We start from the raw sequence: 11,950 nt of genomic DNA, 5'->3' as shown, positions 1-11,950 counted from the left end.
GAAATATTTGTATCTCCTTCAATCTTCCGACAAGAGCTTTAAGATGTCAAAGTTAAAAAACAGAGAATGAGCGAGAACACAGGAGAAAACATTACTTTATAGTGGGAGGAATATGATGGGAAGGAACGAATCCTAGTTAATAAAGATGGAATAGTCTGAATGTTTTGGAGGTGCTTGTATGCTGCGAATGATTACGATTGGCAACTTGCTGGATGAGGCAGCCAGACTGTATCGGGACAAGGAAGCGTTGGTCTATCAGGAGCGATCGCTCCGCTATTCGTTCGCCCAGTTTCAGGAGGTGTGCAACCGGGCGGCACGAGGCTTCATGTCGCTCGGGATTCAAAAAGGCGAAAACATCGCCATCTGGGCCACCAATGTACCGGAGTGGGTCATTTCGCAATTTGCGACGGCCAAGATGGGCGGGGTGCTGGTGACGGTCAACACGAGCTATCGCGTTCACGAGCTGGAATATTTGCTGCGCCAGTCGGAGTCGACGACATTGCTTTTGATCGACGGCTATCGCGACGCCAACTACCTGGAGATGATCCGGGAAATTTGTCCGGAGCTTGCGACGTGCGAGCCCGGAGCTCTCGTGTCCAAGCGGTTGCCGAACTTGCGAAATGTCGTCTACTTGGGCGAAGAGCGCCAGCCCGGCATGTTTTTATGGAAAGACTTGTTGGAGCGAGCCGAGCTGGTCAGCGAGGAAGAACAGCGTTTGCGCCAGGAGTCGCTGTCTTTCGATGACGTCATCAACATGCAGTACACATCCGGTACGACAGGCTTTCCGAAAGGCGTCATGCTGTCCCACGTCAACATCGTCAACAACGCGATCAAGGTCGCGGAATGCCAGGGACTCGGGGTAGACGATCGCGTCTGCATCCCGGTGCCGTTTTTCCACTGCTTCGGCTGCGTGATGGGCACGCTCGCCTGCGTTGCGACGGGAGCGACGATGGTTCCGGTCATCGCCTTTGATCCGGGGCTGGTGCTGTCGATTGTCGAAGCCGAGCGCTGCACGGCGCTGTACGGGGTGCCAACGATGTTCATCGCGGAGCTGAACCATCCGACTTTTGAACAGCGCGACCTCAGCTCGCTGCGCACGGGCATTATGGCCGGGTCCTTGTGCCCGATCGAGGTGATGAAAAAAGTCGTGGACAAAATGGGCATTCGCGACATTACGATCGCCTACGGACAGACCGAGTCTTCGCCTGTCATCACCCAGACGCGGCCGGAGGATTCCATCGAGCGCAAGGTATCGACCGTCGGCCGGCTGCACGAAGGGGTCGAGGCGAAAATCATCAACCCTGCCACGGGAGAGATTGTCCCCCCTGGTGTACAGGGCGAACTGTGCACGCGCGGGTATTTGGTGATGAAAGGCTACTACAACATGCCGGACCAGACGGCAAAGGCGATCGACGAGGAGGGCTGGCTGCATACCGGAGACTTGGCGACCGTAGACGAGGAAGGGTATTACCGGATTACAGGCAGGCTGAAGGACATGATTATTCGCGGCGGCGAAAACATCTACCCGCGCGAAGTCGAGGAGTTTTTGTACACTCATCCGAAAATATTAGACGTCCAGATCGTCGGCGTGCCGGATGCCAAATACGGCGAGCAGGTGCTGGCCTGCATCCGCGTCAAGCCGGGAGAGACATTGACCGAGGAGGAAGTGCTGGCATACTGCGAAGGAAAAATCGCCCGCTTCAAGACGCCGCGCTACATTCAGTTTGTGGACGAATACCCGATGACGGCGTCCGGCAAAATTCAAAAATTCAAGCTGCGTGAACAGGCGCTGGCGACGTTTGGCCTCACAGATCCCGCCCAGACCGAGCTAGCGTAAGCAAACGAAGCGCCAGGATATTTTCCTGGCGTTTTGTTGTGGCAATCCTTTACAACCTAGCAACTCTTTACTATGATGAGTGGAAATGCTAGGAGAGGGGAAGCAAAAGATGGAAGTTCGACGATTGGGACCAGAGGATACAGAAGCGTTCGTCAAAGTAAGGCTGGAAGGGCTGCAAACCGACCCGGACGCGTTCGGCGCCACCTATGAAGAGGAAATCAAGCGCCCGATGGCCGAATGGCAGGAACGGCTTTCCCAGGGGCCTGAGGGCGACAGCGGCTATTTCGGCGCTTTTGTCGGGGGCGAGCTGGCGGGCATCATCGGCTATTTCCGGCACCGCGGACTGAAAGCGAGACACAAAGCTTCCGTCGTATCCATGTACGTCCGCGAAGCGCATCGCGGAACAGGTGTTGCGGCCGCGCTGATGCAAGAAGAGCTGGCCTATTTGAGACAGCGGGGCGACATCGACCAGGTACAGCTTGCCGTTGTCACGACAAACCCCGGCGCGGTGCGCTTTTACGAAAAAATGGGCTTTTTGCCGTACGGCTTGGAAAAACGGGCGTTGAAAACAGGGGAGCGCTACGTCGACGAGACGCATATGTACATGCTGTTGCACGATTGACAGTTGCCGTACGTGATGACGGCACACCGAAGCGGCCACGCGGGTCGCATGGCCCCGTGCATGTGACAGTCTCCCCCCATCGGTTGGTGGAGGCGGGGGGATGCGAACCTCCGTCCGACCTTGGTGCCCCATCGGGGGAAAACAGCGGATCCAAGCAAAAAAGCGAAGGCATGAACAGCTTGCATGCCTTCGCTTCGCTATGAGACGGACTTTTTTTCGTGGGCCAGCTTAACGAGCTTGACGGCTTGCCTCGTAAGCGGCGATTTTGTCTTCGTACTGCAACGTGATGCCGATATCGTCGAGGCCGTTCAGTAGGCAGTAGCGGCGATACGGATCGACCTCGAACGGGTAGGACAGACCTTCGCTGTCGCGCACTACCTGCTCCTCAAGGTCAATGGTCAGCTCGTAATTTTCGCGGCTTTGCGCGCGCTGGAACAGTTCATCTACCTGTTCTTCGCTGAGCTTGATCGGCAGGATGCCGTTTTTGAAGCAGTTGTTGTAAAAAATGTCCGCAAACGACGGAGCGATCACACAGCGGAAGCCGTAGTCCAGCAAGGCCCAGGGAGCGTGCTCGCGCGACGAGCCGCAGCCGAAGTTGTTGCGAGCGAGCAGCACGGTCGAATCTTTGTACGCTGGCGTGTTCAAAATAAACGAGTCAATCGGCGTGCCATCGGCCGCAAAGCGCCATTCGTAGAACAAAAACTGGCCAAAGCCGCTGCGTTCGATGCGCTTGAGGAACTGTTTCGGGATGATGGCGTCTGTATCTACGTTGACACGGTCCAATGGTGCGACCAGTCCGGTATGGACGACAAATGGGTTCATTGGAATACCTCCTTGCTTACGCTCTCTCTTTTCCATTCACGTACGTCTACGAAGTGGCCTGCAATCGCTGCCGCTGCCGCCATTTCCGGGCTGACCAGGTGCGTGCGTCCGCCGCGGCCCTGGCGGCCTTCGAAGTTGCGGTTGGAGGTAGAAGCGCAGCGCTCTCCTTCCGACAGGACATCCGGGTTCATCGCGAGGCACATGGAACAGCCGGATTCGCGCCAGTCAAAGCCGGCTTCCTGGAAGATGAGGTGCAAGCCTTCTTCTTCTGCCAACTGCTTGACAGCCTGGGAACCAGGTACGACCATGGCGTGCACGTTAGGGGAGACTTTGCGTCCTTTTGCCACTTCCGCTGCTTTGCGCAAGTCTTCGATCCGACCATTTGTACAGGAGCCGATGAAGACGCGGTCGATCTTGATTTCGCTCATCGGCGTGCCTGGAGCCAAATCCATGTAGGCGAGCGCGTCTTGAGCCGCTTTGCGTTGTGCTGCTGTTTCAAAAGACTCGGGGTCTGGAACGGTGCTGGTAATGTTGGTGCCCATGCCAGGGCTTGTTCCCCAGGTCACTTGCGGCGCGATGGTAGCCGCGTCGATTTCGACACAGGTGTCGTAGGTTGCGCCTTCATCGGTGCACAGTTGCTTCCACGCTTCTACGGCTGCGAGGAAATCTTCGCCTTGCGGAACGTAGCGTCTGCCTTTCAGGTAGTCGAACGTCGTCTGGTCCGGAGCGATCAGCCCGGCGCGTGCGCCACCCTCGATCGTCATGTTGCAGACGGTCATGCGCTCTTCCATCGTCAGCTTGCGGATGGCTTCGCCCGTATATTCCACGACATAGCCGGTAGCAAAATCAGTTCCGTATTTTGCGATAATCGCCAAAATTAAGTCTTTTGCGCTGACGCCAAAGGGCAGCTCGCCGTTCACGCGGACTTCCATCGTTTTTGGCTTCAACTGCGGCAGACACTGTGTCGCGAGAACGTGTTCGACCTCGCTCGTTCCGATTCCGAAGGCGAGAGCGCCGAAAGCACCGTGCGTAGAAGTGTGGCTGTCGCCGCACACGATCGTTTTGCCGGGGTGGGTCAGGCCAAGCTCCGGGCCGATGACGTGGACGATCCCTTGGTCCGGGCTGTTCAGGTCAGCGAGCGTAATGCCAAATTCGCGGCAGTTTTCGGTCAGCGTCTCCATTTGCTGGCGGGAGATCGGGTCTTTGACATTGAAGCGATCCGCTGTCGGCACGTTGTGGTCCATGGTGGCAAAAGTCAGCTCAGGACGGCGTACTTTGCGGCCAGCCAGGCGGAGTCCTTCAAACGCCTGCGGGGAAGTGACCTCGTGCACCAGGTGCAGGTCGATGTACAACAAGGTCGGCTTGCCGGCTTCCTCGTGAATCACGTGATTGTCCCAAATCTTTTCAAACATCGTGCGGGGTTTCATCAATGATTTCCTCCTTCGTGCGAAAACTCTTAACAAGGTTGTATCATGGCAAAGGAAATAGTTCAAAGATATAATAATTATGAGAAGGATAGCTTTTGCCTATCGGGAGGTTTTTTATGGAGTTACGACAGATTCGCTATGTGCTCGCGGTTGCGGAGGAACGCAGCTTTTCGCGGGCAGCCAACCGTCTGCATCTGGCTCAGCCGTCGCTTAGCCAGCAGATTGCCAAACTGGAAAAAATACTCGGGGTTAGCCTGTTCCATCGTTTGCCCCAGCACGTCGAGCTGACGGACGCGGGCCAACGGTTCGTGCAGGTCGCCCAAACACTCGTGGACATGTCCGAAGCGCTGGAGCGGGAAATGCGCGCTTATGCGGTCGGAGAGAGCGGACGGCTGTTGGTAGGCAGCCTGCCGATTACAGGCGCGTATGTGCTGCCGCGCGTTTTGCCCACGTTTACCAAGCAGTTTCCGGGGGTCGAACTGCAACTGATGGAGGAAACGTCCAGCCATCTGGAGCAATTGCTCGTGCGGGGCAAAATAGATGTCAGCCTGCTGACGATGCCGATCAGCGATCCTTCGCTTGCGATCATCCCGGCCATCAATGAAGAAATTTTTCTCGCGGTTCCACCGCAGCATCCTTTGGCGGGCAAAAAGGAGGTAGACCTGGCGGAGATTGCGGATCAACCGTTTATTTTGCTCAAGGAAGGCCAAGGCTTTAGGACGATCTCTCTGCGGCTGTGCGAGCAGGCTGGCTTCCGTCCGCGCATCGTGTTTGAGAGCACCAACATCCAGACAGTCCAGTCGCTCGTGGCGGCGGGGATGGGGCTGTCGTTTGCGCCGAAAATGATTACGCTCGCGCCGGGCACGCTGGAGCCGCCTGTTTACGTGCGGCTTGCGACAAGGCCGTATCGGACGCTCGTCGTCGCCTATCGCAAGGACAAGCCGCTGTCTCGCCCGGCAGAAGCGTTTGTGCGATGTTTGGTGGAGCAGGGCGGTGCCCTGTAGCTTACAGGAGAAGTGTCGGCCTCGTGCGACAAACGCGCATTTTTTGTGCTACACTATTGCCAAATCATTCTAGGTAGGAAGGAAGATCCCGAAATGAGAGAAATCAAGACAGAAGCAGAATTTGAACAGGCGATTGCTTCCAGCAAGCCCGTTGTGGTGAAGTTTTTCACCGATTGGTGCCCGGATTGCCACCGGATTGATCCGTTCATGCCGGAAGTCGAAGAAAAGTATAAAGACCAGTTGGACATGGTTGCGGTCAATCGCGATACGCTGCCAGACCTGTCGCAGAAATACGATGTGTTCGGAATCCCCAGCTTCATCGCGTTCAGCCAGGGCAAAGAGCTGATCCGCTTCGTCAGCAAGCTCGGAAAAAGCCGCGAGGAGATCGAGCATTTTCTCGACCGCGCCGTTCAGGTGAATAGCGGGCTCACAGAGGCGTGACAGCACGAACATAAGGCAGGAGATTGACCATGCGATCGATGAAAAAGGAAGGAGAATGGCTCGTTGCCCGCTTGCAGGCGGACGACGACGCCATCCCGATCGGGAACCTGCTGCGCGAGGTGTGGAAGTTGCCGCGCAAGCAGGTCCATCTTTTGTTTCAGCATAAAGAAGTGCTCGTAGACGGCGCACCTGTCGCCCAGCATGTGCCGGTAAGAGAGGGGCAAGAGATTCGCCTGCGAATGTGTCCGCCGGAGCCGCTGGGGCTTGCGCCTGCCAGCGAGTCGCTGCAAGTGTTGTATGAAGACGACCATCTGTTAATCGTAAACAAGCCTTCGGGCATGCTGTTGCATCCAACCGAGCCGCATCATCACCTGACGCTGGATCATCTGGTGTCGGGGCATTTTTTCCGGACGGGGTTGCAAGCGAAGGTGCGCCACGTCCACAGGCTCGATCAGGATACGTCCGGGGTGGTGCTGTACGCCAAGCACGCCTGGGCGTCTGCCTTGCTGGACGAAATGCTGCGCGAACGCAAAATCAAGCGGACGTATATCGCCTTCGTCTCGGGGCAAATGGCCAAGGGCAGCGGAAAGATCAACGAGCCAATCGGCAAGGACAGGTATCATGCGACACGCAGACGAGTGGCTCCAAACGGCGACCCCGCGATCACCCATTACGAGGTCAAGGAGCGCTACAAGACCGCGACAAAGGTGGAGTGCAGGCTGGAGACGGGACGGACGCACCAGATTCGCGTCCACATGAGCCATCTCGGCCATCCGCTGCTCGGCGACGAGCTGTACGGCGGCAAGCGCGATCTGGTCAAAAGACAGGCGCTGCACGCGGCCGTTCTCACGCTTGCGCATCCGTTTGGAGGCGAAGCCGTGGAAGCGTACGCGCCGCTTCCGCTCGATCTGCTCGCCTTGGAAAAGAAGCTGCGCTAAGCGCCATTTGCCCCGCTGCTGAATAAACTGCCAAGGAAGAAACGAGAGAGGGTGGAAGAATGAAACGACCCACAATCGGCATCTTGACTTGGCGGGAGGGCAAACGCTTCGCAGAGCCGACCTATTTCCGGCGACTGCTCAAGGCAGGACAAGAACTGGGCTGCACCGTTTTTTTGTTTTCGCCCAAGGATGTACTGGCCTCGGGCAAGCAGGTGAGAGGATACGTCCTGGATGCGCAGGGCAAATGGCAAGGACGCCTGTTCCCTCGCCCGGACGCCGTGTTCGACCGCTACCGCTATACGCCGACGCAAGCGTTCAAAGACTACGTCGCTTTTCGCCGCACCAGCGATTTTTTATACGCAAACAATCGATTGGCAAACAAGTGGCGCGTCCACGAAGTGCTGCACCGCGATTCGCGCATGCATCGCTGGTTGCCGGAAACTGTGTTATATAACAGAAAAAACCTCGTCCAAATGCTGGGCAAACATTCGTTTCTGTACGTCAAGCCGCTGAACGGGACGGGCGGGCGCAATCTTTTTTCCATCGAGAAGCGCGGGGGCGGCTATCGGCTGCTGGGACGCGACAAGCAGCGGGCGAAGGTCCAGAGCTTTTTCACGGACATTTCCGCCGTCCAGCGCTGGGCCGATCGCTGGACGAGGCAGGAAAAGTTTATCGTCCAGCAGGGGCTGCATCTGCAACTGGTGCCATCGCGCGCCGTGGACATGCGGCTGCTGATCCAGAAAAACGGGCAGGGCGAGTGGAGCATCACCGGGCATGGCATCCGTGTGGGCGGGGAGCGCAGCGCGACCTCGAACCTGCACGGGGGAGGCAAGGCGGTTCCGGTGTTTAATTTCTTGCGCCCGCGCTTCGGCGAGGACCACGCTGCCCGGATTGTCCGCGACTGCGAGGAGCTGGCCTATCAGACAGCGTTGACGCTGGAGGAACATTTTGGCCGCATGGTCGAGTTTGGGCTGGATATCGGGATTGACGTGGATGGACGCGCCTGGCTGATCGAAGTGAACCCAAAGCCTGCGCGGGAAATTTTTCGCGAGATGGGCGCGACCGAGCAGTACAGACAGGCGATCCGGCGGCCGCTGGAGTACGCGCTCTATTTGGTAAAAACGCAGGGGCGCGAAGGACGGGAGCCTTTTTTGAAGCGTAAAGTGGCAAGTCGGTAGGGAAGACGGAAGAGAAGGAAACAGCCGAGCTGAGAAAGCATCGGCTGTTTGGTGTGCGTGTGGGGGGAGGCAGTAGGAAGTTTTTGGGAGAAATCTCCAAAAATTCTTTCCAAACAGTATGCCGTCACTCATCCATTTTTGAAACCCGAACAATGTCCTGTTTTTGACGATTGACGATTAATTGGAATACATCAGGACGACTGTAATGGCCTACCACATCGAAATCATATCGGCTTTGCGTGACCAAGGAAAGATCCAGATTTGCAATCAGAATGCCTTCCTGATTATAAAGAGGTTCCACAATATATTCCCCAAGTGGTCCAACGATGGCGCTGCCCCCTCTGCATAAAATGTCGGGGTCCTGCCTAATGTCATCGTAACAAGCCAAGTCTGTCGGATACGTATCTTTAGTCACGAACTGGTTGCAGGAAATAACAAAGCAACGCCCTTCACAGGCAATATGCTGTATAGTGGCCTGCCAGGTGTCTCGGGCATCTGCCGTAGGAGTAATAAAGATGTCAATCCCTTGAGCGTACATGGCTGTTCGAGCAAGCGGCATGTAATTTTCCCAGCAAATCAAACCGCCAATTCTTCCGAAGGGAGTATCGATGACCGTTAGCGTGCTTCCATCCCCTTGCCCCCATAACAGTCGCTCAGAACCTGTTGGCACGAGTTTTCTGTGTTTGCCCAGAACATTCCCGTCCGGGCCTATATACACAATGGAATTGTATAAAGTTCCTCTACTGAATTCCCGATCCCGTTCCACGACGCCTATAGCTAGATAGACTCCGGTCTCTCTGGCAAGCTCACCTAGAAGCTCCGTTTCTACGCCAGGTACGTCAATCGAATTTTCCCAGTATCGTTCCCAGTCACTTCGTCCAGCGGTATTCCGGCTCCCGACACGTGTACCAAAGTATAACCCTCTCGGATAACCCGGCAAGAAAACTTCCGGAAAGACAACTAAATTCGCTCCTTTTCCAGCAGCTTCCTTCGTCATCCTTACAATTTTGTCCAAGGATGATTGCTTGTTAAAAAGAATAGGTGCGGATTGGACAACTGCTACACATATAGCTCTTCTATTCATTTTAGTAAGTTCCCCTTATTTTTAAATTTTTTCAGAGTAATAATGGGAAAGCGTTGCAATCATGGCATCCATTCGTTTTCATGGGCTAATATTCGCCTGAGCCCTTCCTCCTTCCATGCTTCGGCCCGCCAATATCCTTCTTTAATCTCCAGATAATAACCGTTGTTTCTAGCAAATTCGAAATGCAGTAACAACTCAGGCTGAGCACCCTCTGGTCGTTTGAGCATTTTGATCTTGGATTCTTTTTTGTCTTAAATAGTCAAGTACGATCACTCCTCAATGAATCCCGACTTGCTATCTATGATAAAAGAAAAAGTATGAAAACAAACCATCCAATGTTATATCGATTAAACCATCCACTGCAATCACAACCTACCTGTTCAACAAAGCGATAAAGAAAATGGCTGCTACCTGCCAGTAGAAAACCTGCTTTTGGGCAGCCCTTGCTTATGAGATATCATTTGCCTTTTTTGAAACTACGTAATGCATCTGCAAAGCGAGAAATTGCTTCATGTATATGTTCTTCCTTAGCTCGGCCGAATGTAAAGCGAGCATATCCTTTCTGTGTCCCGAACACACTTCCAGGTACATAAACAACTCCTCTTTTGATTGCCTCCTTAAATAATTGTTGTTCGCTAACGTCTTCCTTCACTTTGCACCAGATATGAATGCCTCCCTCAGGTATTAGAAACTCTACCTGGTCATCAAGTTGGTCATATAACGAGAAAACGATTTTGTCTCTATTCAATGCGAGTGAGTCACGAAGCTTGTGCATATGTATCGAGAAATCCTCAGACGATAAAAACTGGGTTGCGATCCATTCAGGAATAATGCTATGTCCAAAATCGATTTGTTGTTTTGCATCCGCCAAGCGTTCAATTACTGTTTGTGGGCCAAAAATCCATCCGATTCGCAATCCTGACGCGACGATTTTGCTTAGAGAACTGACGTAGAGAACGGTACCATTTTGGTCCATGGATTTTAACGTTGAAATATGTGTTTTATCAAAAGCAGTTAAACTATATGGATCATCCTCAATAATCGGTATTCCGTAGTAAGACGAAATTTCCAGTACCCTTCTTCTACGTTCCAGGTCGAGTAACGACCCATTGGGATTTTGAAAATTGGGGTTAAGAAATACCATTTTTATGCGATGCTGCTTATGCAATTGCACGATATCATCCGGATTAATCCCATGATTATCAGCAGGCAGCAAAAAGGGTCTTAGTCCAGCTGATTTAAATAAGGGCAGCGAATAGCAATATGAAGGATCTTCAATCGCAACTGCATCCCCTGGTTGAAGCAAGCACTGGACAATTAAATATAGAGCCTGCTGTGCTCCAGAGGTGGATTGTCAACAGCAAATCAGACAATTTTTTTAGGGCTTCTTGGCGATACTGAACAGGCGTCATGTAGTCTAAGGTTTCGTGAATGCGATGCTTGTTAAACCAGTTCACGTAATCGTATAATTCCAGCTCCAGATGACGGAGATTCTGCGAGTTCATCTGATTCACAAACTCTGTTTCTGAGGTAAAGGTACGTCGTCGTTGTTTTGGCATTGTAGAGTTCCGCTCCGTAACATGATAGGTTTATTCTCCAAGCCCTTATTTTTCTATCCAATTTAGTGTAGCTGATCCACTTTTTTCATTAAACAAGTGTGCATCGGCCTTGCGCTAAACTTTCATTTTTTAGCCAGAGTGAGCGTTTTTTATCTGATGAAAAATCCAACTTTTGGATGTATAATCAAACTAATTACTGCAAAAAAATCGTGAAAATGCTGGGGGTAGTCATGAAACCTGTAAAACTAGTAGCAATTGGTGGTAAATACTCCTCAAATTTATTTGATGGGAAGTTATATCATTCAATCGAAGTAAATTTGAGCCCATTTGAGCTGGAAGGAAATGAATGTATAGATAACCCAATACATACAAAGATCAGTATTGATTTTCGTGAATTGCCAGGTGTTCGGAGTTGGAGGGATTTGGAGAATAAGGCTTACGAGTTTACCGACGTCGCTTTCGAGGATTACGAAGTTCCTATGCCTGATGCGTCAATTTATTTGTCCTATTACCATAGTCCAGTCTGCGTTACTAACATGGAATTCGGGGAGAGAACGGATCGCTCCATAAGAATGTCGATGAAATGTGAAGTGGATTTTGAGAACGAAGTACATGGTATTCAGTCTTATGAACTTTCCTGTCTACTTGAGATTGAGGATTACGTTGGATGATTATAAAGAGACTTAAATCATTCGTAATTTTCTATTTAACGTAATTAATCAAGATGTTTCTGGAGAGAAATTATTATTCCCTCACAAAATTGAATACAATAAAAAACAAGCTAAGAATAACAGAAGAATTGAAAAGGCTGCCTAAGTTTTAACGGCAGCTTTTGGTTAGTTAACTGGATTCGATAGTTGAAGATAGTAGTGCCAAATATTCAAGCCCCGAAATTTGATTTGAGTCATCCCCCCTTATCTTGTCAAGCTGTATCTTCACCCTTATCCATTTGGATAACATCTGTGAATGCTAATCAAAAAGTTGACCATTTTTGGAGCAAACGCTCATCTTCGAGTTGACCACCTACGATGCTTTTTT

At 52.4% G+C, this 11,950-nt stretch carries 10 protein-coding genes and 2 pseudogenes; 7 read left to right on the top strand and 5 right to left on the bottom strand.

The window, feature by feature from the left end:
* The first annotated feature begins 178 nt into the window (after positions 1 to 178).
* Both AC3WJN_RS24750 and AC3WJN_RS24745 read left to right on the top strand, forming a co-directional pair.
* Positions 179 to 1,837: an AMP-binding protein gene (locus AC3WJN_RS24750; protein WP_005834580.1), complete on the top strand. Its 1,659-nt coding sequence runs from the start codon at positions 179 to 181 to the stop codon at positions 1,835 to 1,837.
* 109 nt (positions 1,838 to 1,946) lie between these two features.
* The gene (locus tag AC3WJN_RS24745; RefSeq protein ID WP_025845614.1) at positions 1,947 to 2,459 is read left to right on the top strand and encodes a GNAT family N-acetyltransferase; all 513 of its coding nucleotides are present in this window, start codon (positions 1,947 to 1,949) and stop codon (positions 2,457 to 2,459) included.
* A 228-nt stretch (positions 2,460 to 2,687) separates the two neighbouring features.
* Here the strand turns inward: AC3WJN_RS24745 and leuD are convergent, their stop codons facing one another.
* Positions 2,688 to 3,281, bottom strand: coding sequence for a 3-isopropylmalate dehydratase small subunit (leuD, locus tag AC3WJN_RS24740; protein ID WP_005834576.1), 594 nt, complete (start codon positions 3,279 to 3,281; stop codon positions 2,688 to 2,690).
* On the bottom strand, positions 3,278 to 4,708 hold the full coding sequence (gene leuC / locus AC3WJN_RS24735; RefSeq protein ID WP_025845610.1) for a 3-isopropylmalate dehydratase large subunit: 1,431 nt from the start codon (positions 4,706 to 4,708) through the stop codon (positions 3,278 to 3,280). Before leuC ends, leuD begins: the two co-directional genes overlap by 4 nt.
* 116 nt (positions 4,709 to 4,824) lie before the next feature.
* On the opposite strand from leuC, the gene AC3WJN_RS24730 reads away from it, so the two are divergent.
* The 4 genes from AC3WJN_RS24730 (at position 4,825) to AC3WJN_RS24715 (ending at position 8,269) form a co-directional block, all read left to right on the top strand.
* Entirely contained in the window at positions 4,825 to 5,712 is an 888-nt protein-coding gene (locus AC3WJN_RS24730) for a LysR family transcriptional regulator (protein ID WP_492329347.1), read from the top strand.
* Between the two features lie 93 nt (positions 5,713 to 5,805).
* Positions 5,806 to 6,153 carry a thioredoxin family protein gene (locus tag AC3WJN_RS24725; RefSeq protein ID WP_005834571.1) on the top strand — a complete coding sequence of 116 codons (348 nt, stop codon included), beginning with the start codon at positions 5,806 to 5,808 and terminating at the stop codon, positions 6,151 to 6,153.
* A gap of 29 nt (positions 6,154 to 6,182) precedes the next feature.
* A complete protein-coding gene (locus AC3WJN_RS24720) occupies positions 6,183 to 7,091 on the top strand; it encodes an RluA family pseudouridine synthase (protein WP_007785344.1) in 909 nt (302 codons plus the stop codon).
* 59 nt (positions 7,092 to 7,150) lie between these two features.
* On the top strand, positions 7,151 to 8,269 hold the full coding sequence (locus AC3WJN_RS24715; protein ID WP_327953558.1) for a YheC/YheD family endospore coat-associated protein: 1,119 nt from the start codon (positions 7,151 to 7,153) through the stop codon (positions 8,267 to 8,269).
* 124 nt (positions 8,270 to 8,393) lie between these two features.
* On the opposite strand, the gene AC3WJN_RS24710 is transcribed toward AC3WJN_RS24715, so the two are convergent.
* The 3 genes and pseudogenes from AC3WJN_RS24710 to AC3WJN_RS24700 form a co-directional block, all read right to left on the bottom strand.
* Entirely contained in the window at positions 8,394 to 9,353 is a 960-nt protein-coding gene (locus tag AC3WJN_RS24710; RefSeq protein ID WP_005834566.1) for a carbon-nitrogen hydrolase family protein, read from the bottom strand.
* A 457-nt stretch (positions 9,354 to 9,810) separates the two neighbouring features.
* Positions 9,811 to 10,701, bottom strand: a pseudogene (locus tag AC3WJN_RS24705) (aminotransferase-like domain-containing protein); the annotation flags it as partial.
* A 43-nt stretch (positions 10,702 to 10,744) separates the two neighbouring features.
* Positions 10,745 to 10,912: pseudogene (locus tag AC3WJN_RS24700) on the bottom strand (IS3 family transposase); the annotation flags it as partial.
* Positions 10,913 to 11,142: 230 nt separating this feature from the next.
* Between AC3WJN_RS24700 and AC3WJN_RS24695 the strand changes: the two are divergent.
* Positions 11,143 to 11,583, top strand: a complete 441-nt coding sequence (locus AC3WJN_RS24695; RefSeq protein ID WP_100228564.1) for a hypothetical protein — start codon at positions 11,143 to 11,145, stop codon at positions 11,581 to 11,583.
* Positions 11,584 to 11,950 lie beyond the last annotated feature (367 nt).

The sequence above is a fragment of the Brevibacillus sp. FW306-2-1A-C05A genome (assembly GCF_058781555.1).
The sequence above is the reverse complement of the archived record's forward strand: the minus strand, read 5'-3'. Positions and strand labels throughout refer to the sequence as shown.

Excerpts from the sequence above, each read along its gene's own strand:
- leuD (WP_005834576.1), bottom strand. The coding sequence starts at position 3,281 with ATGAACCCATTTGTCGTCCATACCGGACTGGTCGCACCATTGGACCGT.
- AC3WJN_RS24725 (WP_005834571.1), top strand. The coding sequence starts at position 5,806 with ATGAGAGAAATCAAGACAGAAGCAGAATTTGAACAGGCGATTGCTTCC.
- AC3WJN_RS24720 (WP_007785344.1), top strand. The coding sequence starts at position 6,183 with ATGCGATCGATGAAAAAGGAAGGAGAATGGCTCGTTGCCCGCTTGCAG.
- AC3WJN_RS24745 (WP_025845614.1), top strand. The coding sequence starts at position 1,947 with ATGGAAGTTCGACGATTGGGACCAGAGGATACAGAAGCGTTCGTCAAA.
- AC3WJN_RS24730 (WP_492329347.1), top strand. The coding sequence starts at position 4,825 with ATGGAGTTACGACAGATTCGCTATGTGCTCGCGGTTGCGGAGGAACGC.
- AC3WJN_RS24715 (WP_327953558.1), top strand. The coding sequence starts at position 7,151 with ATGAAACGACCCACAATCGGCATCTTGACTTGGCGGGAGGGCAAACGC.
- AC3WJN_RS24695 (WP_100228564.1), top strand. The coding sequence starts at position 11,143 with ATGAAACCTGTAAAACTAGTAGCAATTGGTGGTAAATACTCCTCAAAT.
- leuC (WP_025845610.1), bottom strand. The coding sequence starts at position 4,708 with ATGAAACCCCGCACGATGTTTGAAAAGATTTGGGACAATCACGTGATT.
- AC3WJN_RS24750 (WP_005834580.1), top strand. The coding sequence starts at position 179 with ATGCTGCGAATGATTACGATTGGCAACTTGCTGGATGAGGCAGCCAGA.
- AC3WJN_RS24710 (WP_005834566.1), bottom strand. The coding sequence starts at position 9,353 with ATGAATAGAAGAGCTATATGTGTAGCAGTTGTCCAATCCGCACCTATT.